The organism is Kitasatospora sp. NPDC002543, assembly GCF_053594915.1.
On the sequence record NZ_JBSFWR010000012.1, the window covers coordinates 89188 to 110381 of the forward strand.

The window sequence follows — 21194 nt, forward strand, 5'->3', positions numbered from 1 at the left end:
GATTCCCCGACGGAAAGACAACGGATGATGTCCCTCGAAGCATGGACCCGCCAGTACGTGGCACCGGTGGCGAAGGCCGCCGGTCTGAGCCGCAAGGGCCTGGTGTACCGCCTGGTCGGGGAGAACGGCGACCACGCGCTCCTGGAGTTCCAGCCCCAGCGCCTCAGCACGCCGATGGAGGTCTTCACGGTCAAGGTGTTCGTCGTGCCGGCCGCCTCCTGGGCGTGGAGCTACCGCGCGAACTGGGAATCCGCCAGGAAGAAGGCCCCGACCTCGTCGGCCGCGCTCGTGGAGTGGACCGTGGCGGCACCCGAACACCTCGCCTACGAGCCCGACAACGTCAGCCCGCTCGACGCGGACTGGGCGTACGGCGGGCGGATCGATCCCGATGCCGCCGGCCGGGCCATGGCGGAGGTCCTTCGGGAGCACACCCTCCCGACCATGCGGCGGCTGCTCGACCGTGACGAACTGTGGACGGAGATCTGCCGGCCCAGCTTCGAGTTCCACCGCGGTCGGCCGCCCGGCTGGGCCCGGATGATCCTCCGGGTCGACGAGGCCGCACCGGCCGAAGTCGACGAGCTGGTCGGCCAGGTCGAGACGGACTATCCGGTCGTCGACGAGTTCGTCACCTGGGCCCGGGCCCGGGCCGCCGAACACAACGGATGACCGACGAGCGCCCGGCCGGGCTTCCGGCCGGGCGCTCGCTCTGTCTCCGGCCGACCGGCCGCACCCGCGTGGAAAACCGCTTGGAGGAACGCCGGCCGGGCCACGATCCTGGTCGGCGTGTCAGAACCGAAGCAGCAGATCCGCGCCCTCCACACCGACTCCACCGTGACCGTCTACCAGGCGTACCGGCCGGAGATCGGCCTGCCCGCCGCGCGGGACGGCCGCTTCCCGGCGGCCTGGAAGCGGGACCGGATGACGTGGATCAAGCCGTCGTTCCTCTGGATGATGTACCGCTGCGGGTGGGCGGCGAAGGAAGGCCAGGAGACCGTCCTGGCGGTCGAGATCACCCGCGAGGGCTTCGAGTGGGCGCTGGAGAACAGCTGCCTGTCCCACTACGTGCCCGGACTGCACCCCGACCGGGCCGCGTGGCAGCGCGACTTGAGGCGCTCCCCGGCCCGCGTGCAGTGGGACCCCGAACGCGGGCTGCGCCTCCAGCCGCTGCCCCACCGGTCGCTGCAACTCGGGCTGGCAGGGGAGGCCACCGAGCGCTACGCCGAGGAGTGGATCGTCTCGGTGGAGGACGTCACCCCGCTCGCGCACGCCGTCCACGCCCACGTGCGGGCCGGGGAGTTGGAGGCCGCCCGGCAGCTCCTCCCCGCCGAACGCCCCTACCCGGCGGGCGACGCGCTGCTGGCCCACCTGGTCGGCTGAACCGGGGGCCCGCCGCCGTACGGGCGAGGTCAGATCGGCAGGTTCCAGCCCGGCCCGTCCTCGCTGCCGATCCACACCCGCTGCCCGGTCGCCGAGACAGTGAGGCCGAACCCCTCCTGGTGCGGTTCGCCGGCCCGCTGCCAGGCCTCGACCGCGTCCTCGACCTGATCCCAGAGCCGGAGCGGACCGCGCTGGACGACGGTCCACCCGCCGGCGGGGTGGGGCGCGGTGCGGGCCTGCGAGCCGGTGGCCACGTCCGAGAGGATCTGGTGGCCGCCGACCCCCATCCGTTCGGCCGAGGGCGCCGCGAGCTGGGCGACCCAACTGCCCGTCCAGGTGGCGATGATCTCGGGGTCGATCCGGGTCGGGCGCTCCTCCCCCGGAAGCAGGGAGATACTCTGGCGCGGCGGCCGGTCGTGCGGGCGGGCGATCATGAAGCTGGTGCAGCCGGGCAGGAACCGCCCCGTCCCCTCGCCGGGAGCCGTCACGACCAGCCGTACGAGTCCGAAGCCGAAGCCCCATCCGGAGAGGGTGACGAGAATCGCGCCGCCCGGCTTCACCTGGTGCAGCCAGCCGGGCGGCAGGTACCGGACGGCGCAGGTGGCGATCAGCCGGTCGTACTCGCCCCCGTCCGGGTCGCCGAGCAGACCGTCCCCGACGATCAGCCGGGGCGAGAACCCGGCCGCCCGGATCGCGGTGGCGGCGCACTCGGCCACCAGCGGGTCGTACTCAATGCTGGTGAGGTTCCCGTCCCCGAGGCGGTGCGCGCCCAGCGCCGTCGAGTAGCCGGTGCCCGTGCCGACCTCCAGCACCCGGTGACCGGCCTCGACACCGAGCTGCTGCCACATGGACAGCACCAGGGACGGAAGAGTGGAGGACGATGACGGGGTCCCGGTCACGGCACCCTCGGCCACGTCCTCGGGCCGGACGTGACCGTCGAGTTGGGTGATCAGCGTCTCGTCCGCGTAGACCTGCTCCAGCCATCGGGGGTCTGTCCGGTGCACGGGCCGGTAGGCGGTCGGGTTACTGCCGGGGACGGGTGCGAAGAACGACCCGACGAACAGCTCCCGGGGCACCGCCAGCGCGGCGGCCCGCCACGCCGGATCACCGATCGCGTCGTCGCCGGCGAACCCGTCCACCAGGACGGCGCGCAGCTCGGCCGGTGTGCTCATGCGTTGGGACCCTTCTCCAGTCGGTCGGCGATCGCCCACGCGATCGCCGACGTGGTCTCGACGCCCTGCCAGGCCCACTGCCCGTTGGGGTTGCACTCGAGGAAGTACCATTCACCGGCAGCGGTGACCGCGAAGTCGAACGCACCGTAGACCAAGTGGAGTTCGGCGAGGTAGGCGGCCACCGACTGGGCGACGGGCTCCGGGACCACGACCGGCGAGCAGCTCATCAGGTTCTGCCGTTCACGCCAGTCGAGATCGGGGCTGCTGATCCGGACGCCGAACAGCCGGTCCCCCACCGCGGTCACCCGGGCGTCGAACGCCTTGGGCACCACGCCCTGAAACAGGTGCGGGCACAGGGAGACCGCATCGGTGATCTCAGCCGGATCGACCTCCCGCACCCACACCGTCTGCGCGGTACCGTCGAGGGCCCGGAAGCGGCTGTCCCACACCGGCTTGTAGACGGCTCCGTCGGGCTGGTCCGTGCAGAACCGGCGTGCTTCGTCGGGATCGGCAGTGATGACCGTATCCGGCACCAAGAACCCGCTCCGTCCAGCAGCGGCGAGTTGCACGGGCTTGTACTCCGCGTTCCGGATGTGCCAGGGGTGGTTGACGTAGTGGGTGCCGGGGAGCGATGCAAGGACACCGCCGGCGCCCCAGAAGGCTTGCGCGCCGGCGAACCTGGAGGCGTGCTCTGCCAGCCCGGGCGGCGCCCCGTAGGGCGAGGGTCGGCGGACCCAGACCGACCGCACTCGGGTGAGGTCGAGTTCCCGGCTCGACGTGCGGAGGATGCCTCGCTGACCGCCTGTGCCGTAGCAGGCGGTCAGCGAGGCACTTTCGTGTAGATCGGCACCGGGGTCCAGCCGGACGACCGGAACCCGGCGCTCGGACAGGAGGCGGAGCACCACGTCGGCCGTCACGTCGTGCGCGTTGGTCAGGACCAGGACGGCCCGGTGTCGATCAGTCGCCATCTCAGCCGGTGCCCTGGTCCTGGTCGTTCGCGGGCATGCTGTCCATGTCGGTCGGCGAATTCTGCCCGCCGCTCCGTCCGTCGCCGCCGCCCGTGTTCGTCGGCGTGCTGGTCTCCGTGCTGGTGCCGTGTGCCCCCATCTCGACCTTGCGGCCCTGCTCATCCACGAACACGGCGGTCTGCGTTTCGGGGTCGATCACGGCCGAGACGGCGGGGATCGGGGTGGTCTCGGGATACGGCCCCATCCGGGTCGTGCCCCACGGCGCGGTCGTCATCTGTGGTGTTCCTCCTCGTCCAGGGTTCGAGCAGCACCATGGACGGTAGGGAATCGCTGCGCCCGGCCTCAACGAACTTGCGGGTTCTTGCGTCGATTCACCCGAGAGAGTCAAGCGCCGCCGTAATCACGGCGCGGGCCGCGTCGCCGAAGACAGCGGAATCGGAGAGCTGTCCGAATGCCCTTCCGTAGTCCGACAGCTCACGCGGCTGCTTGACATTGATCTCGGCCGTCAGGGTCTCCACCACGATGTGCTGGCCGTCGAACATGTAGAACGCTTCCAAGGGCCAGACGGAACGCTGAGCAGTGAACGGGATGATCCCGAGCGTGACCGAGACGAGCGGCATCACGGCGAGCAAGTGTCGGAGCTGCCCACGCATCACTTCGGCATCGCCGATGCGATAGTGCAGCACCGACTCCTCCATCAGCACCACAAACCGGTGACCACCTTCGTACAGGAATCGACTGCGCGCCACCCGGGCGGCGACGGCCTCCTCCACATCGTCGGGCGTGCCTTGGAAGTGGGTGATGGCGCGCATCAAGGCCGTGGCGTAGGCCGGCGTCTGGAAGAATCCGGGCATGACGTTGGACACGTACACACGGCACAACCGGGCCCGCTCGTTCAGCGCGTAGACGTTCTCCTGGACCTTTCGCATCCCGCCACGCTGGAGCCGACGCCACTCCACGTACATCGACTCCACCATGCGCACGGTGGCGACGAGGTCCTGCACCTGCTCCTCGGCGCCGCAGGCGGCGCACCAGGCACGGATGTCCGCGTCGGACGGGGTCACCTTCGCAGAGAGGATGCGCGAGGTCTTCGCCGGGTGCCACCCGCACCGAGTGGACAGCTCCTGCCCCTTGAGTCCTGCGTCCAGCATCAGCTCGCGCAAACGTGCGGCAACGGCCTGCCTGGCGGCTTGGGCGCTGGACGACGGCGAAGAGGAGGACACGAGTTCGACTGTCCGGTCAGTGGTCGCGGAGATCAGACGGTGTACTTCGCGTGATCGATGCCACGCTCCCAGACGGCCTCGAAGGCCGAGACGCAGAGCTTCACCACTGTCGGGTCCTCGGACAACTCATACCTGGGGTCGGCCCATTCCCCGGCGCCCGTGAAGTGGTTGAACTCGACCAGCCGACCGTCGAATACCCAGAAGTCATTGCCAGGCAACGCGATGTCCGACGCCTGGCGACGCGGAAGCCAGCGGACATGTTCACCAGCTTCGATGTTAACCGCGGTCCCGGCATGCTCGAAGCGAATGTAGTCGGTCACCGGCTCCGAGACGATCCGGGCTCTACGCATGATCACGCCACGACTGACAGCATCCCGAACGAGCGGCACCCACGCGGCCCAGCCCTCGGAATCGGGGTCGAGGTCGGGGTGGACTCCGGTCTGCTTGAACTCCGCGAAGTCCGCCGACTCATCACCCACGCCGTACCAATCACGCATCTCAAGATGTACGGCCGAGTGCCGAGCAGAGCTCAGCAGGTCAGAGAAGTCCGGAACGTTCTGCGTCATCGAGCGCCTTCCTAATGATCGCCGCCATGCGAAGCGGGACGCGGACCACGTCCTCACCCTCAGGGATTCCGATCACGTGGCCCGGAGTCCACTCGGTCGTGGTGATCGCAGCCAGCAGTTCCTCGCCTGGCTTCCAGCCCTGGAACAGCAACTCCCGCTTCTCCTCGTCCACCCAGACTGTCGGCGAGCCGTTTCCCTGGGTCTCAGGGTCCATCCCGTGGAACCGTAGTGCCATCATGCCCTCCCGTGCCAAGTCGGGTTACGCACCTAGCGTTACCGCCCTGCAGAGACTCACAAACTCCACGGAGCCAAGCAGACGAGGTATCCGGCGAGTCCTCGAGAACGCCACCGTGCCCAGACCCGCACCTGCTCCGGTCAGTCCTGGATTGGGAACTCGCCGTCCCGGATCGCCGCGATGAACGAACCCCACACGGCGGCCGGGAACACGAGCGCCGGACCGTGAGGGTCCTTGGAATCACGCACGGGGACGAGGCCCGAGAATCCGGGGGCCACCTCGACGCAGTCGCCGCCGTTGCCGCCGCTGTAGCTGCTCTTGCGCCACACCAGCTTCATGCCGGGAACTCGCCGTCCCTGATCCCGGCGATGAACGAACCCCACGCGGCGGCCGGGAACACGAGCGCCGGCCCGTGAGGATCCTTGGAATCACGCACGGGGACGAGGCCCGAGAATCCGGGGGCCACCTCGACGCAGTCGCCGCCGTTGCCGCCGCTGTAGCTGCTCTTGCGCCAAGCGGCCGCGCCGAGCCCGATCCTCGTCATCTCTGAACCCCTCCAGCGCATCTGCGATCAGCGCAAGCGAGTCGGCAACCGGCAGCGCCTCCCCGTGGGCCAGATCATAGCTGCGGCGATGCGCCGCCACGATCGCCGAATCACCGTCGACATGTCCACGATCCGGCCTCCGACGGCCAGTTGGGACATCTGTGCGCCTACGGCCTCCGCTTCCACTCGGCGTGGGCCCGCGCGACCGCCGGCGATGCGGAGTCGCCAGGTGATGCCACCGGTGCGATCTGCGACACGGTTCATCGGCACGGGGTAGCTTCCTGATAGTGCCCGGCTCACGGACCGGGCGGGCGGGCGAGCGCGGGAGGACCACTGTGCTTGAGGAACGGGAGTCGATCGGCAAGCGGGTGCGGCGGGCGCGGCTGCGGCTGGGCATGACCCAGGCCGACCTGGCCGCCGCGACCGGCAGGACCCAGGGGTGGGTGTCGAAGGTCGAGAAGGGCGTGATCGAGCTCGACCGGGCCGGCACCATCAACCAGATCGCGGCGGCGCTCCACTGCCACCCGAACGACCTCATCGAGCGGCCCTTCGTCGCCGGCAAGCCGTCGGAGAACCAGTGGCAGGTTTCGGCGGCCGCGATCCTGAGGGAGCTTCGCCGCTACGACCTCACACCGGTGTTCGACGGCACACCCCGGCCGTCGGCCGAGCTCTGGCGCGAGACCGAGCGCCTGCACCGGCTCCGGGACGCGGCCGCCAACGTAACCATCCTGAAGGTGCTCCCGGACATGCTCCGCGAGGCGCGTGCGCTGGCCGAGGTGTCGGTCGGCCACGAGCGCGAGGAGGCCTTCGCGATCTACGCGATCGAGTGCAAGTTCGCGCACACCGCCGCGCACACGCTCGGCCATCCCGAGCTGATCGCCATGGCCTGTGAGCGGGCCGCCTGGTCGGCCCGGCTGTCCGGCGATCCGGTGATGGAGGCGGTCGCGGACTGGATGCGAGTGTGGGACATGTGGGCCACCGCCGACTGGGACGACGCCCTGGCCCTGTCCGACAAGGCACTTCGCCTCGTCGAGGACCGCTACCGCGCCGACGACCCCCTCGCCGTTCGGGCTTGGGGCACCATCCACCTGCGCGCCGCCGTGTCCGCCGCCCGCGCCGGACAACGGACGGAGACCGAGGACCGCATCCGACACGCCCACCTGGCAGCCGAGTCGATGGACGCGAGCCGGATCAAGCCTCTGTTCGATCGACACTCCCTGACCTTCTCCAGCGGCAACGTCCACATCCACGCGGTGTCGGTCCAGTTGGAGATGGGCGACCACGCCCGGGCGCTGATCCTCAACGAACGCGCCGACCCCGCGAAGGTCGCCGCCCTCCCGGCCTCGCGGCGCGGCCACCACCACCTGGACCTGGCCCGCGCCTGGCTGTGGGACGGCAACCGCGACAAGGCACTTCAGGCCCTGGAGACGGCGGAGAAGATCGCCCCGCAGCTCGTGCGCAACCACCCGATCGCCCGCGCCACCCTCCGGAAGATCGTCTACGCCGAGCGCTCGGCCACCCGCGAGAAGCTGCGCCACATGTCCGACCGCTTCCACCTGGACGGGTAGGACCGTATTCCACTGATTCATATTCGACAGTAGTCGCGCACTTACGGTCTGTGTGCATGAGTAGACGACACGCGGCCCACGAGGAACCGCGCTACCCCGAACCACCGTGGGCGCCCCGCCTCGGCGACCTCGCCCACGACACCGCGACCGGCAGGGTCTGCGTCGTGGTGGGCATACCCGGCGAAGACGCCTACAGCTACCACCTGCGCCCGGAGGGCTCCGGCGGCGAACAGGAGTGGACCGCCCCGAAGGACGGGTCCCCCCTTCGCCCCGCGGCCGAGCTGTAGCACCCACCCGACGCCGCCCCCATCCGCCGTGAGGTCCTTCGCCATGCCCCTTTCCCGTCCTCCCCGTGCGTTCGTCGCCCGGCTCGATGCCCGTGTCGAATCCACGCCGCTGGCCCGGTACTTGCTCCGCGCCTACCTGGCCGCCCTCCCCTCCGGGGAGCGCTACCGCGATACCGCCGAACTGCTCCTCGGCGAGTTGTTCGCCAACGCCGTGCAGCACTCCGACGGCCCCGACGACTGCCACATCGAGATCCGCATCTCCCTCACCGGCTCCCGCCTGCGCCTCGAAGTCCACGACGCCGGCACCGGCCGCCCCACCCCGCGCACCGCCGCCCCCGACGACGAGTGCGGGCGCGGCCTGTTCCTCATCGACGAGCTCGCCGAGCGCTGGGGCCACTCCTCCCGCCCGGGCGGCATCGGCAAGTTCGTCTGGGTACTCGTCGCCCCCACCCCCGCCCTCGTCACCCTTTGAAAGCCCGGCCCCATGAACCTCACCACCCTGGCCCGCCACACCCTCTCCCGGGGAGCCACCCCCGCCGCGACCTACGCCCTGATCGCCCGCCTCGGCCACCCACCGCTGCCCGTCGCCCGGGCCGTCTGCCTCGCACTGGACATCCCGCTCGCCGAGACCACCCGCCGCCTCGCCGACTGCTACGACGCCCTCCTCGCCGACCCGCGCCACGGCTCCGAGTGCGACACCGGCGAAGTCCTCGAAGCCCTCGGCGTCTTCGATGTCCCCAAGTCCCTCACCGACACCGAACTCGCCGTCGTCGACCTCTTCCTGACGGCCATGGACGCCATGGGCGGCATCCGCCCCGGCCACCGCCACGGACTCCAGCGCTGGTTCACCACCGGCAACCTCACCACCGCCTACCTCTCCCTCACCACCACCCACCCCCTGCCCCGCACCGGCGACCCTGCCCTCTACTGGACCACCCTCACCACCGCCGGCGAACTCCTCACCACCACCCTCCCCTCCGACCGCCGCATCCGCCACGCCCTCACCCACTGCCGCACCCAAACCACCCGACACCAGAAGTCGACCCCGCCGACTTCCCACGCCTCGTAGCACCACCACGGGCCAGCCGGACAAGGGCAGGTGAGAACCGCCGAGCCCCGGCCCAGGTACTGGGGGGCCGGTCCCCGACCGCCCCGCACTGGAAGTCGACCACATCGACTTTTCGCGCCGCCGGGCAGTGGATGGGCGGACGCCGCGCCGGCAGCCCTGCCTCACGCGGCCAACCGCCAACCCCACCCACCCAGGGGGGCGCCGAACTCGCCGTCGGTGCGGCGGCCTGGGCCGGGGGTGCTCTCGCGCGCCTCGGCGCAGCGGGACCGGCGCGGTCCGGGTTCGGGGTCGTGGCGCTGTGGGACTTCTCGCCGGGGCGGCAAATGCGGTGAGGCGTGGCCTGATGGCCTGGCACGTCAGGTGCGGCTGTCGCCGAGGTGCCGGGCCGCGAGCGCGGTGACCTGGGCGGCCAGGTCGGTCAGGGAGGGGTCGCGCAGTGCGGCGGCGTGTGCGAGTCGGGTCACGTCGTCCGCCCAGGCGCCGGTGGCCCGGTCATCGGCGCCGATCCGGGCGAATCCCCGGTCCAGCAGGCCACGGGCGTCGTCGTCCCGCTTCCGGGCCACCGCCTTGACCGCGCCGACGGCGTTGGCCAGGGCGCTGGCCGGCCGTGACCACTCGCCTTCACGGGCGCGCGCCGCCGGGTTCCCTTCGTCGTAGCGTGGGTCGCCCGCGATCGACGCGGTGCGGACGTCCAGATCGAGCCGCCAGAACAGCGGCAGCCCGACGAAGCGGACGAACAGCAGGCGTCGGCGGTCGGAGCGGTAGAAGTCCGGGTCGACGCGGACGCTTTCGACCGGCCGGACCTCTCCCAGGGCTCCCACCAGGCGAGCCAGGCAGTCCGGGAACCGCGCGTCCGGTACGACCCACGCGATGTCGATGTCGCTGAAGGAGTCCGCCGTGCCGGATCCCATCGACCCGACCGGCTCCGTACGTGAGTCGGGACAACATCTCGTCAGCGCGACGCACACCTCGGCGGCCAGGGCGGCACGATCGGTCTCTCCCACCATGACGCACACCGTAGTCCGCCGCCGGGTCACGGTCCTGGCGCCGCAGGGCGGTCGAGCCAGGCCTTCTCCTGCTCCCTGAGCGGTGGCGGTGGCACCGGGCCGGTGTCGTCGTAGAGGGCGACGGGGTCGTCCGGATCGGGGCACGAACCGACGCAGCGGCCGACGTCCTCGCCGTAGGGCCCTCCGCCGAAGACGGCGTGCATCCAGCCTCGGCGGCCTCCAGGTCGGATCGAAGACGTCTTCCATCCCCTGTGGCGGTCGGGGTGCCCGCGAGCCGCCCGGGGATGTGCGGAGTTCCTCGACGTCAGACGGGCGGTAGCAGATCGCTCTCGCTGATGGTGTACGTCAGCGGGGGGTAGCCGAAGTCCGTCTCCTTGTTCTCACGGCGCCGCAGTCGGTAGAACTCGTGGCTCTGTTCCTCGTCGGCCGGCGTCAGGCGCGCGCCCTGCGGGAGGCAGGGCTGTCCGTCGCGGAACCGCACGAGGGTCTTCGACGTACGGAAGGTCACGCCCAGCCATTCGTTGTCCGCGGCCCGGGCGGGCGCGTCCAGGACGATCTTGTGCCTGAGTCGCCGGTTCACGTCGACGGAGAACGCGACGATGCCGTGGTGGGCGAGCGGGATCTCGAACTTCTCGCCGCCGGATTCCTTCGGTTCGAAGACCAGTTTCCTCGGTGGGCCCGCGTCGGGGTGCCGGTAGCAGGAGAGGACGGCGATGAACGAGTCGTCGGCCAGGTCGAGGGCCTGGTCGGAGTGGCCGCCCATGGTGGTGTAGGCGTTCGTGTAGCGCTCGGCGAGGGCGTTGTTGAAGGCGACCGGGATCGCCGTACGCTCCTGGACCCGCTGCGCCAGCCGTTCGTGCACCGCCCGGAAGCGCTGCGCCGGGTTTCCGTACCGGGTGGTGGTGCGGACGAGGGGCACACCGCCGGCCTCGTCGGTCCTGGTCAGTACGGCGCCCTGTCGGCCTTTTCCCACGTCCTCCCAGCGGGTCGACGCGGAGAGCTCCGCGAAGAGGTCCTCCTCGGCCGGCAGGGCGCACGAGAGGATGCCGTCCGGGATCCTAGATCCGAGGGGCAACGTAGTCTCCCGAGTTCATGCTGAAGAGGAGTTCGTCTCCGTAGTCGACGAGGGACGAGGTCCTGTTCTCCTCGGCGTACAGCCGGCGCAGCTCGTCCATGCCGGCCTGTGTGGGCGGCCTCAGTTCCACCGCGCCTCCGGCCGCCTGCTTGAGGTACGTACGGCCGTTGCTGTGCACGGCTTCGGCGTTGGAGCAGCGCACGACGTATCCCAGGCGGGTCGGAAGCAGTCCGGCGTCCAGCGCCGGGGGCCGGATCTCGTGCGTGTACAGGCGGTTGGTGGACAGCGGCATGAGGAACACCGAGCCGGGGTGGAGGGTCAGGGTGAACTGCGCGGGAAGCGCGCCCCCGTCGCGGGCTCCGGCCGGCTCCTTGAGGCGGAAGTGGAGTCGGGTCAGCCCGCTGACCCCCTTCACGCCGTGGTCGAAGGCGTCTTCGGCCAGGGGGCGCAGCTTGTCGAGCCCGTCGTAGAAGGTGCAGAAGGCCATGATGCCGTTGGTGGGCATGTCCTTGGTCTTGTCGGCGTGGGCCGAGATCCTGGCCTTGGACTGTTTGCGCTCCGCCGTGGCCGGTGTGTTGTGGTAGATCTGCGCGAGGACGTGGTTCAGCGGTGCCTGGTCGCGGAAGACGGCGGCGGCCTCGCGGTTCAGGGCCTCCACGATCCGGGTGTCGGTCGGGCGGAAGCCCTCGGTCGGTCCCGAGAGGTTCGTGGAGCACCGGAGCAGGCGGAAGTGCAGATCGTCACCGTCCCGGGTGACGGGCGTCAGGTAGATGCCGCTGCGGTGGGCCGATCCGGGCTTGGTGGACTCCGTCAGGGACTGGAACTCGTGCTCCGCGCGGATCCGTCCGAAGTGGTCGTCGCCGGGGGCGAAGAAGCGGCGGTAGTACACCCCGACGCCGTGGACGCGGACGGGGACCCGGCCGAGGTCGACGGGCGTCCAGGGGGCGTCGGCGCCCTCGCGGAAGCCCTGCGACAGTTCCCTGATGACGAACACCCGGGCAGCGGAGGACAGTTGGCGGCCGCTGATCCCGGAGAGGTCGCCGCACAGGTAGACGGTCCTGCCCGCGAGGTCGGGCGAGCCGGAGGCGAGGTCCTCCGGGGTGATGGTGGAGCCGAAGAAGTCCCCGACCGCCTCGGTGCCGTGCAGCGCCGAAGGCGCGACCAGGACGGTGCCCGCGTCCTCGATGCGGGCTTCTGTCGGCCGTGCCGCGTCCGCGGTCCGGTGCGGGGCGGGCCCGGTGGCGTGATCGGTCACATGGCGAGGGTACTCGCGTCATGATCGCCCGGACAGGGCCTCCAGGCCTCCGTCTCACCGGCACCGGACGCCGCCCGGCCCGGGTCAGCCCAGCGACGCGCTCGCCGCACGCAGTTCGTCCAGGGCCGCCAGGATGTACCCGGCGAGCTCGTCGTGGGCGCCGCGGTCGTCCTGGGCGCCACCGCCGCCGCCCTCCGCACCGCCGCCGCCCTCCGCACCGCGGTCGCCCTCGGCCCACCGGGCGTATCCCCGCTTGAAAGCGAGGACGCCCAACTCGCCCGCGAGAGCCGCGGTCGCGTCGGGTACGTCGCGGGCGAGCAGGGCGGTGGTCATCGCGGCCGCGAGGCTGACAGTCTTGAGGGTGTCCCGTTCCTGGAGCTCGGTGCTGGCGGCGATGGCCGCCTTCAGGCGGGGGGCGAGTTCACGGCTTCCGGGGCCCATCGCGGTCGAGGCGCGCTCGAGACCGGCGGCGACCGCCTCGAGCGGGCCGGCCCCACCGGGCGCGTCGGCGATCCCCTCGGTCAGCAGCCGGCTCAGGGTCTCCTGCCCGGCGACCAGGAGTTCGCGCTTGTCGGGGAAGTGCCGGAAGAAGGTGCTCTTGGTGACCCCGGCCCGCTCGGCGATCTGCGCGACTGTCGTGGCGTCGTACCCCTGCTCCGTGAACAGGTCGACCGCGGCCACGACGAGGCGTTCACGCGCGCCTGGTTCCCATCGACTCATGGGTTCAGCATATGTGATGGGACTCTTGTCCCATCATCCTGCTACGGTGATGGGACAAGAGTCCCATCACTTCCGGGAGGATTCCCATGCGTGTCTTCGTCACCGGCGGCACCGGTCTGATCGGCTCCGCCGTCGTCGCCGAACTCCTCGGCAACGGCCACACCGTCCTCGCGCTCGCCCGATCCGACGCCTCCGCCCGGGCCGCCGAGGCGGCCGGCGCCGAGCCCCTGCGGGGAGGCCTCGCCGACCTGGACGTCCTGCGCTCCGGCGCCGCCCGGACCGACGGGGTGATCCACCTGGCCTTCGGCAACGACTTCAGCAGCCCCGAGGCCCTCGCCCGGAACGTCGCCGAGGAGACCGCCGCCCTCACCGCCCTCGGCGAGGAACTCACCGGCAGCGGCCGCCCCCTGGTCACCGCCTCCGGTACGCCCCGGGTTCCGGGCCGTGCCTCCACCGAGGCCGACCCGGTGCCGACCGACGGGCCGGTCGGCGGGCGCGGTCGCACGGTCACGGCGATCCTGGGCCTGGCCTCCCGCGGGGTCCGGAGCACGGCCGTACGCCTGCCGCGCACGGTTCACGACCAGGGCGCGGGCGGGTTCGCCGGCCTGCTGACCGACATCGCCCGCCGCAGCGGGATCTCCGGCTACCCCGGCGACGGCACCCAGCGCTGGCCCGCCGTCCACGCGCTCGACGCGGCCGTCCTCTTCCGGCTCGCCCTGGAGCGGGCGGAGGCCGGCACCGCCTGGCACGCCGTGGCCGACGAGGGGGACGAGGTGCGGGACATCGCGGCCGTCATCGGCCGACGGCTGGGCCTGCCGGTCGAGTCGGTGCCGGAGGAGACCTACGGCCCGCTCGGCCCGGTCTTCGGGGCCGACCAGCCGTCGTCCAGCACCCGCACCCGCCAGGCGCTCGGCTGGGAGCCCAAGCACCCCGGCCTCCTGCGGGACCTGGAGAACCTCCGGCCCTGATCGGCGGCCGCGGCCGCCGGGATCCGGCAGGTGGTTCCGCTCCCGCCGGGGCCGACCGTCCTGGACCCCGCGGCTTCCGCCGGGCTCGTCGTGCCGACCTGGCCCGTACCACGTCGCTGACGGACTCCCGGTGGGCGGCGGTCGCGGGTCGCGCGTACCCGGCACGCGCGACCCGGCCCCCACCGTCGCGCCCGGCGCATCCGCACCGCCGTTCCCCCGGACGGTGGATCAGGTCCGCAACCGGCCGAGCGGCGGAGGGGAGCGGCGGGGTGCCGGGGGGAGCGGCAGGGTCCGGCGCCCGCGGCGGGCCGTCGCCCCGGCGCCCCGCCGTGCCGGCGCGCCCGGAACGCGGGCGTCCGGGCTCGCCAGCAGGGCATTTGACCGGGGGCAGTCAGCGTTGTGACGCTATGTCAGAACGCTTCGCACTGCTGACTCCCGGGGGGAACCGTGGACGAACCGCTCCGTATCCGTGTGACCGACGCCGACCGGGGCGCGGCCGCCTCACTGCTGTCCTGGCTTCGGACGGAGGGCGACCTGCGCGGGTACGTGGAACTGGAGGCCTCGCCGCCGCGGCCGGGGTCGCTGGGCACCCTGGCGGACGTGCTCACCGTCGCGGTCGGGGCGGGCGGGGCGGCGTCCGGTCTGACCAGCGCGCTGGTGGCGTGGATCCGGCGGCGGACCGGGGAGACGGTGGTCCAGGTGACCCGTGCCGACGGCAGTTCGATCGAGCTGCGGGCGACGGCCGTGCGCGCCCTCGACGCCGGTGACGTCGCCGCGCTCGTGCGCGAGGTGGGCTCGTCGCTGGCCGCCGGCGCCCCGACCGCGACACCTCCGGCCGCGACGCCTCCGGCCCAGGGGCTCCCGACCACGACGCCTCCGGCCGCCGGGCTCCCCAGCCGCGATGAGTGAGCCCGCGCTGCCGCTGGGGCTGCCGGGCGCCCGGGCGCTGGTCATCGGGACCGGCAGCCACGTCCCCGGTTCCGTGCTGCCCGACGTGCCCGCGGCCGGCGACACCGTGCGGGCGATCGAGCAGGAGCTCGTCGCCCGCTGCGGCCTCGCGCCCGGCCACGTGCGCACCGTCATCGACCCGGAGGATCCGCTCACGCTCGGCGAGGAGCTGACCCTGGCCGCCGAGTCGGCGGACTCCGTGCTGCTCGTGTACTACGTCGGCCACGGCCTGGTGGGCGAGGACAACGAGCTGTACCTCGCGACCCGGGCCACCGACCACCTCACGCGCGGGCTGGCGTACAAGGGACTGTCCTACGCCTCCTTGCGCGCGACCCTGGCGACCTCCCGGGCCCGCTCGGTCGTTCTGGTCCTGGACTGCTGCTTCTCCGGCCGGGCGGTGCCCGTCGCCGCCGCCGCGAACCGCTTCGAGTCGTCCCTCCCGGGCGGCGGGTTCGTCCTGGCCTCCGCCGCTCCGGAGGAGCTCGCCCTGGCGCCGGCCGGTGCGCCGTACACCGCGTTCAGCGGCGAGCTGCTGCACCTGCTGCGCGAGGGCGATCCGACCGGCCCGCCGCAACTGACGCTGGACCACGTGCACCGCTCCCTGGTGCGCACGCTGCGCGACCGGGGGTTCCCGGTGCCCCGCCGCCGGTCGGAGGGCCAGGCCGGGGAACTGGTGCTGGCCCCCAACCCGGCGTACCGGCGGCCGCGCCCGGCGACCGTTCCGGCGCCGCCCGGAGCGGGGTCGGCCGGCGAGGACGACGGCACCGGCCCCGCGCTGGACACCTGCCCCTACCGGGGACTGGCGCCGTACGGCTCGGAGGACGCGCGGTTCTTCTTCGGCCGCGAGGAGCTGACCGCCGACCTGGTGTCGCGGGTGAACGCCCGGCTCTCCGCCGACGGACTGCTCGTGGTCATCGGCCCGTCCGGCGCCGGCAAGTCCTCGCTGCTGCGCGCGGGCCTGCTCCCGGCACTGGACCGGGGTCTGCCCGAGGAGCTGAGGCCCTGGCGGTGGCCGCGTCTGGTCCTCACCCCCGGCGATCGGCCGGTGACCAGGCTCGCGCGCGTCCTGGCCGAGCTGGTCCGCGAGGACCCCGACCGCATCCGGGCGGGGCTGACGGCGGACCCGGAATCGGTCGTCACCTGGCTGCCGGCGGACGGTACCCGTCCGGTGCTGCTGGTGGACCAGTTCGAGGAGCTGTTCACGGCGTGCCAGGACGCCGGGGAGCGCGAGGTGTTCGTCCGGGCGCTGTCGGCGGCGGGCAGGCGCGCGGTGGTGCTGCTGGGGCTGCGCGCCGACTTCTACGGGCACTGCGCCGCCTATCCGGCGCTGGCCGACGCCCTGCAGAGCGACCAGGGCCACGTGCTGGTCCGGCCGATGGCGTCCGAGGACCTCCGGGACGCCGTCGAGAAGCCCGCCGAACTCGCCGGGCTGAGCCTGGAACCGGGGCTGGTGGACCTCCTGCTGCGCGAGCTGCGCACCGGCGGGGACGGGCGGCCCGGTCCCGGCGCGGCCCTGCCCCTGCTGTCGTACGCGCTCGCGGCCACCTGGCAGAACCGTTCCGGCCGCACCCTGACCCTGGCGGGCTACCAGGCCTCGGGCGGCATCTGGGGCGCGATCGCGAAGACGGCGGAGGCCACCTACCAGGAACTCGACGCCGCCGGGCGGCAGTCGGCCCGGCAGCTCCTGCTGCGCATGGTGCACGTGGTCGACGGCGCCGAGGACACCCGCCGCCGGATGCCGCTCGCCGAACTGGAGCCCGGCACGGGGACGGGCACCGGCACGGGGACGGGCACCGGCACCGGCACGGGCACCGGCACGGCGCCGGGCGAAGACCCCTCCGCCGACGCACCGGCCCCCGGCCCCGACCCCGGCGCGGACTCCGCCGCCCTCGACGCACTCGTCCGGGCCCGGCTCGTCGTCGTCGACGACGGGCACGCCGAGCTCATCCACGAGGCCGTCCTGCACGCCTGGAGCCGGTTGCGGAACTGGATCGAGAGCGACCGGGCGGGCCTGCTGGTCCGCCAGCAGCTGCACGACGCGGCGCAGGCCTGGGAGAGCGACGGACGCGACGAGGAGGCGCTGTACCGCGGCGTCCGGCTGGCGGCGGCGAGCCAGTGGTTCGAGGAGTCCGCCGAACGGCACGGCACCACGCCGGCGGCCCGGGCCTTCCTCGCCGCCGGCCAGGCCCGGCAGGCGGCCGAGGCGAGTGCCGAACGCCGCCGCGTCACCCGCCTGCGGGCCCTGGCCGGCACCCTGGCGTTCCTGCTCGTCGTCGCCGTCGCCGGGATCGGCGCGGCCCTCTGGCAGAACCGGATCGTCAACCGGCAGCACGACACCCTGGCCTCCAAGCTCGGTGCCGAGGCCGCCGACCGGCTGCGCCCCACCGATCCGACCCTCGCCCTCCAGGTCGCGCTCTCCGCCCGGCGGGTCTCCGACACCCTGGAGGCCCGCACCAGTGTCTACAACGCGGCGATGACCGCGTACTACACCCCGCTCACCGGGCACTCCGACGCGGTCAAGAAGCTCTCCTACAGCGCGGACCGGCACCTGCTCGCCAGTGCGAGTCCGGACGGCACCGTCCGGCTCTGGGACCTCTCGGACCCCCGAACGGCCAGGAGCACGGCCGTCATCCGCACCGGCAGCGAGAAGGGGAGCGCCGTCCTGGGCCCCGACGGCCGGCTGCTCGTCTCCCGGGACGCCGGGACGTCCGTCCGCCTGTGGGACGTCACCGATCCGGCCGACCCGAAGCCGGTGGCCACCCTGCCCGACACCCCGGGCTCGCTGGCGCTCAGCCCGGACGGGCGCACCCTGGCCGCCGTCACCGACGGCCGGACGGCCCTGTGGAACCTCACCGATCCGCGGCGCCCCGTCCAGGCCGGGACCCTGCCGGTCGGCTACGCCCGACTGCAGGCCGCGTCCTTCAGTCCCGACTCGCACCTGCTGGCCCTCACGGTGCAGGGCGGCGGGAACCACCCGGAGGTGCAGCTGTGGAACGTGACCGACCCCCTCAAACCGGTCGCCACGGCCACGCTCGCCGACATCCGTCCGTACGCGGTGGTCTTCAGCCCACGTGCTCCTCTGCTCGCGGTCGGCACCAACGGGGACGGTGTCGCCCTGTGGGACACCAGCGACCCGGCCGCACCCGCCCGGGTGACCGGTTCGACCACCTTCGGTGGGGGGCCGCCGTACGGGACCTCTCCCGTGGACCTCGGGTTCCTCAGCATGGCGACGGCCGTCGCGTTCTCGCCGGACGGCCGGACCCTGGTGTACGGGTCCTCCAGCAACCTCGGAGCGCAGTTCGGCCACGCCCAGGCCGTGGACATCACCGACCCCCACAAGCCCGTCGAACTCGTCAGCCATCCCGTTCCCGGAACGATCACCGCGATCGTGGCCGGTGACGACCCGGCGTCCATGATCACCGCGAGCGAGGAGCAGCAGATCCGGCGCTGGCACCCCGTCCTCTCCACCGCCCTTCCCGCCACCGGCACGACCGGCGACTTCACTCCGGACGGGCGACTCCTGGTGTGGGCCTCCGACCCGCCGGCCAGGAGTGACTCCACGGATCACCGCTTCACCCTGTGGCGGACGACCGGACCGGCCACCGCCCGCGCGGCCGGGGAGTTCACGGCCTCGGGCACCTCGAAGGTCCGGGCGGTCGACGACCGCACCCTGATGACCTTCAGCCGCCTCGCTCCCGTACGGCTGTGGGACGTCACCGACCCGGACAAGCCCGTACCGGCCGGGGCCCTGGACGAACTCGCCGAGTACGTCCCCCACTCCGGGGAGCCGTCCCCCGAGCCGGACCTCGCCGTCGAGGACGGACTCGTCGCCCTCAACGGCCGCGACGGCCTGATCCACCTGTGGGACGTCACCGACCCGCGCGCCCCGAAGCCGCTGGCCACCGTCGAGTCCCCGGAACCGTCCGGGCGGCTCCACCTCATCCACCGCAAGCTCGTCTCCGTCGACCGCCGGGGCACCGGGATGCACGTCTGGGACCTCGCCGATCCCCGCCGCCCCACCGCCACCGCGACGACCGACCTGGGCAACCGGGCCACCGACAACCCCGCGCTGGAGGGCCAGGCCACCGACCGGCTCGCCTTCGCCCTCGGCGACAGCGAGATGAACCCGAAGACCGTCCAGCTGTGGGACCTCCGCGACCCGGGGCACCCCGACCACGGGGAACTGCCCCCGGGCCCGGTGAACGGCATCGCGCTCAGCCACGACGGGCGGACCGTCGCGGTGACGACCGACAAGACCCTCGACCTGTGGGACGTCACCGACCTCCACCACCCGGTGAGGACCAAGTCCCTCCCCGCCGAACGGCAGACCGGAGCGACGTTCCGGCCCGACGACCGTCTGCTCGCCACCCTCTCCCGGACCTCGCTCGGCAACCCCGGCCAACTCCACCTGTGGAACACGGCGGACCCCCGGAACGCGACCGAGATCGCCGTGGTGACCGTGCCCAAGGAGGCGGAGGCCCACGGCCTCAGTCCCGACGGGACCAGCCTCCTGATCAGCGAGGGCGGCGCCAAGGACCACCGCGTCCACCTCGTCGACCTCGACCTCGACCGGCTCGCCGGGCGCCTGTGCGCCGAGGTCGGCAGCACCATCACCCGCGAACAGTGGGACCAGTACTTTCCCGACACGGCCTACCAGCCGCCCTGCCGCTGAACCGCGCGCGCCGCTCCCGCCCCGGAATCCCCCGCGGGCGGGAGCGGTGCGGCGCGTTCGCGTGCTCCTCCTCCGCCCCGCACGGGCAGTCGGACCGGCCGGCTTCCCGCACGTCCGGGCCCTGGTCGACGATCCGTGAACGCGCCCGTCGACAGGCCGTCGACATCCTGTACAGCTCGGCCCGGTGACATCACCTCGGGCCGGCTCCACCGGGGAGCCGCCCGAGAGGAGACTCCCGAGATGATCACCCGTCGTACGGCCGCGGCCGTCGTCCTGTCCGCCGCGACCGCCGTGGCCGGGATGGCCCTCGGCGCCGGGACCGCCGCTGCGGCAGAGTCCGCCGGTGCCGCCGGTGCTCCCGGTGCTCCCGGTGCTCCCGGGACCACGAGCGCGGCCCGGCCCGCCATCGCCGCCGAGTCCCTGCCGGCCAGCGGCGCCGACTACCGGATATCCAGCTACGCGGGCGGCGCCCTCCAGTGGGACAGCCGCACCAGCGGCTCCACCGTGGTGGTCCGCGACTGGAACCAGGCCTCCGCCCAGCAGGTCTGGACGATCCGGGACGAGGGCAACGGCAACTGGTCGGTCAAGGTGCCCGGCACCAACAACGCCGCCGACCGCGACCGGGGCAGGAACACCGTCGGGGCCTGGAACTACGTCAACGCGGACAACCAGAAGTGGTGGCTGCAGAACACCTCGATGGGCAACGGCCGGGCGTGGCTGCTGCACAGCGTCTCCGACGACAACCTCTGCCTCAGCCGCGGCGCGGACCTGACCGCCAAGGTGGCCGCCTGCAACGCGGGGGACCCGGCGCAGTCCTGGAACCTCGACCGCGACGGCGGCACCACCCCGCCGACCACCGGCCGCCCGACCATCGACCTCGACTACTCGCAGGCCCCCGACCTCGGCCCGTGGCTGGAGCAGCAGAAGAAGACCGTCGCGGACTACTACCCGACGATCTCCGACCTGATCACCAAGGGCGCCTTCAAGGCCCCCGGCTACTTCAAGATCATCATGGATCCGGCGCTGACCCAGTACCCCGCGTACGCCTGGCGCAACCCCGCCACCGGCAACAACGAGATCCACGTCAACATCGGCTACACCCGGAACAACAAGGGCGACACCGGCTTCCTCGTCCACGAGGCCGTCCACGTCGCCGTCTGGGACAACCCGACCGGGCGCCCCGGCTGGCTCGGCGAGGGCCTGGCGGACTGGGTGCGCGACTACAACTTCCAACCGGGCACCGGCGCCCAGCACTTCGGCTCCGACACCAACTACGACAGCGGCTACCAGGCCACCGCCCGCTTCATCGACTACGTCTCGAAGACCTACAACAAGCCCGACCTGGCGCACTTCCTGAACACCACGAACTACAGCGATCAGCTCTGGACCCAGCTCACCGGCAAGACCGCCCAGCAGCTCTGGAACGAGATGCCCAAGTAGCCCCGAGCAGCCCCTCCCCCGCTGTTCCGCGGCGCCGGAGCGCAGGGCCTGGACGGGGTCGGTCAGGAAGTCGTCCGTCGGACCGTCGGTCAGGTCGCCC

At 72.3% G+C, this 21194-nt stretch carries 22 protein-coding genes; 10 read left to right on the forward strand and 12 right to left on the reverse strand.

Translation table 11 applies throughout. The features are described from left to right. The first annotated feature begins 27 nt into the window (after positions 1-27). Both ACWD4P_RS08265 and ACWD4P_RS08270 read left to right on the forward strand, forming a co-directional pair. Positions 28-666 carry a hypothetical protein gene (locus ACWD4P_RS08265; protein WP_359817697.1) on the forward strand — a complete coding sequence of 213 codons (639 nt, stop codon included), beginning with the start codon at positions 28-30 and terminating at the stop codon, positions 664-666. 117 nt (positions 667-783) lie between these two features. Beyond that, complete coding sequence (locus ACWD4P_RS08270; RefSeq protein WP_449779001.1) at positions 784-1377, forward strand: DUF4291 domain-containing protein; 594 nt, start codon at positions 784-786, stop codon at positions 1375-1377. 29 nt (positions 1378-1406) lie between these two features. On the opposite strand, the gene tgmC is transcribed toward ACWD4P_RS08270, so the two are convergent. The 8 genes from tgmC to ACWD4P_RS08310 form a co-directional block, all read right to left on the reverse strand. Then, the gene (tgmC, locus tag ACWD4P_RS08275; RefSeq protein WP_449779002.1) at positions 1407-2549 is read right to left on the reverse strand and encodes an ATP-grasp peptide maturase system methyltransferase; all 1143 of its coding nucleotides are present in this window, start codon (positions 2547-2549) and stop codon (positions 1407-1409) included. Further along, positions 2546-3517 carry an ATP-grasp ribosomal peptide maturase gene (tgmB, locus tag ACWD4P_RS08280; protein WP_449779003.1) on the reverse strand — a complete coding sequence of 324 codons (972 nt, stop codon included), beginning with the start codon at positions 3515-3517 and terminating at the stop codon, positions 2546-2548. Before tgmB ends, tgmC begins: the two co-directional genes overlap by 4 nt. Before the next feature lies 1 nt (position 3518). Beyond that, the gene (gene tgmA, locus ACWD4P_RS08285; RefSeq protein ID WP_359817687.1) at positions 3519-3791 is read right to left on the reverse strand and encodes a putative ATP-grasp-modified RiPP; all 273 of its coding nucleotides are present in this window, start codon (positions 3789-3791) and stop codon (positions 3519-3521) included. Between the two features lie 97 nt (positions 3792-3888). Beyond that, on the reverse strand, positions 3889-4740 hold the full coding sequence (locus ACWD4P_RS08290) for a helix-turn-helix domain-containing protein (RefSeq protein WP_359817685.1): 852 nt from the start codon (positions 4738-4740) through the stop codon (positions 3889-3891). A gap of 32 nt (positions 4741-4772) precedes the next feature. Beyond that, positions 4773-5306, reverse strand: a complete 534-nt coding sequence (locus ACWD4P_RS08295) for a DUF6879 family protein (protein ID WP_449779004.1) — start codon at positions 5304-5306, stop codon at positions 4773-4775. Next, positions 5278-5520, reverse strand: a complete 243-nt coding sequence (locus ACWD4P_RS08300) for a hypothetical protein (protein ID WP_449779005.1) — start codon at positions 5518-5520, stop codon at positions 5278-5280. Before ACWD4P_RS08300 ends, ACWD4P_RS08295 begins: the two co-directional genes overlap by 29 nt. A gap of 161 nt (positions 5521-5681) precedes the next feature. After that, positions 5682-5879: a DUF397 domain-containing protein gene (locus ACWD4P_RS08305; RefSeq protein WP_449779006.1), complete on the reverse strand. Its 198-nt coding sequence runs from the start codon at positions 5877-5879 to the stop codon at positions 5682-5684. Then, positions 5876-6085 (reverse strand): DUF397 domain-containing protein, encoded by a 210-nt coding sequence (locus tag ACWD4P_RS08310; protein ID WP_449779007.1) that lies wholly within the window; start codon positions 6083-6085, stop codon positions 5876-5878. Before ACWD4P_RS08310 ends, ACWD4P_RS08305 begins: the two co-directional genes overlap by 4 nt. A gap of 335 nt (positions 6086-6420) precedes the next feature. Here ACWD4P_RS08310 and ACWD4P_RS08315 point away from each other — a divergent pair, with 335 nt between their 5' ends. Genes ACWD4P_RS08315 through ACWD4P_RS08330 form a run of 4 tightly spaced genes read left to right on the forward strand, consistent with a single transcriptional unit; the run spans position 6421 to position 9009 of the window. Next, the gene (locus tag ACWD4P_RS08315; protein ID WP_449779008.1) at positions 6421-7653 is read left to right on the forward strand and encodes a helix-turn-helix domain-containing protein; all 1233 of its coding nucleotides are present in this window, start codon (positions 6421-6423) and stop codon (positions 7651-7653) included. Between the two features lie 56 nt (positions 7654-7709). Next, positions 7710-7940 (forward strand): hypothetical protein, encoded by a 231-nt coding sequence (locus ACWD4P_RS08320; protein WP_449779009.1) that lies wholly within the window; start codon positions 7710-7712, stop codon positions 7938-7940. Positions 7941-7983: 43 nt separating this feature from the next. Next, the gene (locus ACWD4P_RS08325; protein WP_449779010.1) at positions 7984-8412 is read left to right on the forward strand and encodes an ATP-binding protein; all 429 of its coding nucleotides are present in this window, start codon (positions 7984-7986) and stop codon (positions 8410-8412) included. A 12-nt stretch (positions 8413-8424) separates the two neighbouring features. Beyond that, the gene (locus ACWD4P_RS08330) at positions 8425-9009 is read left to right on the forward strand and encodes a hypothetical protein (protein ID WP_449779011.1); all 585 of its coding nucleotides are present in this window, start codon (positions 8425-8427) and stop codon (positions 9007-9009) included. Positions 9010-9365: 356 nt separating this feature from the next. Here ACWD4P_RS08330 and ACWD4P_RS08335 read toward each other — a convergent pair whose 3' ends face one another. The 4 genes from ACWD4P_RS08335 to ACWD4P_RS08350 form a co-directional block, all read right to left on the reverse strand. Continuing rightward, positions 9366-10016 carry a hypothetical protein gene (locus ACWD4P_RS08335; RefSeq protein WP_449779012.1) on the reverse strand — a complete coding sequence of 217 codons (651 nt, stop codon included), beginning with the start codon at positions 10014-10016 and terminating at the stop codon, positions 9366-9368. A 304-nt stretch (positions 10017-10320) separates the two neighbouring features. Beyond that, positions 10321-11091, reverse strand: a complete 771-nt coding sequence (locus tag ACWD4P_RS08340; protein ID WP_449779013.1) for a hypothetical protein — start codon at positions 11089-11091, stop codon at positions 10321-10323. After that, complete coding sequence (locus ACWD4P_RS08345; protein ID WP_449779014.1) at positions 11075-12346, reverse strand: hypothetical protein; 1272 nt, start codon at positions 12344-12346, stop codon at positions 11075-11077. The genes ACWD4P_RS08340 and ACWD4P_RS08345 overlap by 17 nt, the downstream gene beginning before the upstream one ends. A gap of 84 nt (positions 12347-12430) precedes the next feature. Next, a complete protein-coding gene (locus tag ACWD4P_RS08350) occupies positions 12431-13066 on the reverse strand; it encodes a TetR/AcrR family transcriptional regulator (protein WP_449779015.1) in 636 nt (211 codons plus the stop codon). Positions 13067-13152: 86 nt separating this feature from the next. Between ACWD4P_RS08350 and ACWD4P_RS08355 the strand changes: the two genes are divergently transcribed. The 4 genes from ACWD4P_RS08355 to ACWD4P_RS08370 all read left to right on the forward strand — a co-directional run bounded on the left by ACWD4P_RS08355 (position 13153) and on the right by ACWD4P_RS08370 (position 21094). After that, complete coding sequence (locus tag ACWD4P_RS08355) at positions 13153-14034, forward strand: SDR family oxidoreductase (protein WP_449779016.1); 882 nt, start codon at positions 13153-13155, stop codon at positions 14032-14034. Positions 14035-14505: 471 nt separating this feature from the next. Further along, positions 14506-14943, forward strand: a complete 438-nt coding sequence (locus ACWD4P_RS08360; RefSeq protein WP_449779017.1) for an effector-associated constant component EACC1 — start codon at positions 14506-14508, stop codon at positions 14941-14943. Continuing rightward, positions 14936-19654 carry a caspase, EACC1-associated type gene (locus ACWD4P_RS08365; RefSeq protein WP_449779018.1) on the forward strand — a complete coding sequence of 1573 codons (4719 nt, stop codon included), beginning with the start codon at positions 14936-14938 and terminating at the stop codon, positions 19652-19654. Before ACWD4P_RS08360 ends, ACWD4P_RS08365 begins: the two co-directional genes overlap by 8 nt. A 240-nt stretch (positions 19655-19894) precedes the next feature. Further along, positions 19895-21094 (forward strand): basic secretory protein-like protein, encoded by a 1200-nt coding sequence (locus ACWD4P_RS08370; protein ID WP_449779019.1) that lies wholly within the window; start codon positions 19895-19897, stop codon positions 21092-21094. Positions 21095-21194 lie beyond the last annotated feature (100 nt).

Bases quoted from the DNA above. Each gene is read 5' to 3' on its own strand.
- ACWD4P_RS08370 (WP_449779019.1), top strand. From the start codon at position 19,895: ATGATCACCCGTCGTACGGCCGCGGCCGTCGTCCTGTCCGCCGCGACC.
- ACWD4P_RS08365 (WP_449779018.1), top strand. From the start codon at position 14,936: ATGAGTGAGCCCGCGCTGCCGCTGGGGCTGCCGGGCGCCCGGGCGCTG.
- tgmC (WP_449779002.1), bottom strand. From the start codon at position 2,549: ATGAGCACACCGGCCGAGCTGCGCGCCGTCCTGGTGGACGGGTTCGCC.
- ACWD4P_RS08335 (WP_449779012.1), bottom strand. From the start codon at position 10,016: ATGGTGGGAGAGACCGATCGTGCCGCCCTGGCCGCCGAGGTGTGCGTC.
- ACWD4P_RS08265 (WP_359817697.1), top strand. From the start codon at position 28: ATGTCCCTCGAAGCATGGACCCGCCAGTACGTGGCACCGGTGGCGAAG.
- ACWD4P_RS08350 (WP_449779015.1), bottom strand. From the start codon at position 13,066: ATGAGTCGATGGGAACCAGGCGCGCGTGAACGCCTCGTCGTGGCCGCG.
- ACWD4P_RS08310 (WP_449779007.1), bottom strand. From the start codon at position 6,085: ATGACGAGGATCGGGCTCGGCGCGGCCGCTTGGCGCAAGAGCAGCTAC.
- ACWD4P_RS08320 (WP_449779009.1), top strand. From the start codon at position 7,710: ATGAGTAGACGACACGCGGCCCACGAGGAACCGCGCTACCCCGAACCA.
- ACWD4P_RS08305 (WP_449779006.1), bottom strand. From the start codon at position 5,879: ATGAAGCTGGTGTGGCGCAAGAGCAGCTACAGCGGCGGCAACGGCGGC.
- ACWD4P_RS08355 (WP_449779016.1), top strand. From the start codon at position 13,153: ATGCGTGTCTTCGTCACCGGCGGCACCGGTCTGATCGGCTCCGCCGTC.
- ACWD4P_RS08330 (WP_449779011.1), top strand. From the start codon at position 8,425: ATGAACCTCACCACCCTGGCCCGCCACACCCTCTCCCGGGGAGCCACC.
- tgmA (WP_359817687.1), bottom strand. From the start codon at position 3,791: ATGACGACCGCGCCGTGGGGCACGACCCGGATGGGGCCGTATCCCGAG.
- ACWD4P_RS08300 (WP_449779005.1), bottom strand. From the start codon at position 5,520: ATGGACCCTGAGACCCAGGGAAACGGCTCGCCGACAGTCTGGGTGGAC.
- tgmB (WP_449779003.1), bottom strand. From the start codon at position 3,517: ATGGCGACTGATCGACACCGGGCCGTCCTGGTCCTGACCAACGCGCAC.
- ACWD4P_RS08295 (WP_449779004.1), bottom strand. From the start codon at position 5,306: ATGACGCAGAACGTTCCGGACTTCTCTGACCTGCTGAGCTCTGCTCGG.
- ACWD4P_RS08325 (WP_449779010.1), top strand. From the start codon at position 7,984: ATGCCCCTTTCCCGTCCTCCCCGTGCGTTCGTCGCCCGGCTCGATGCC.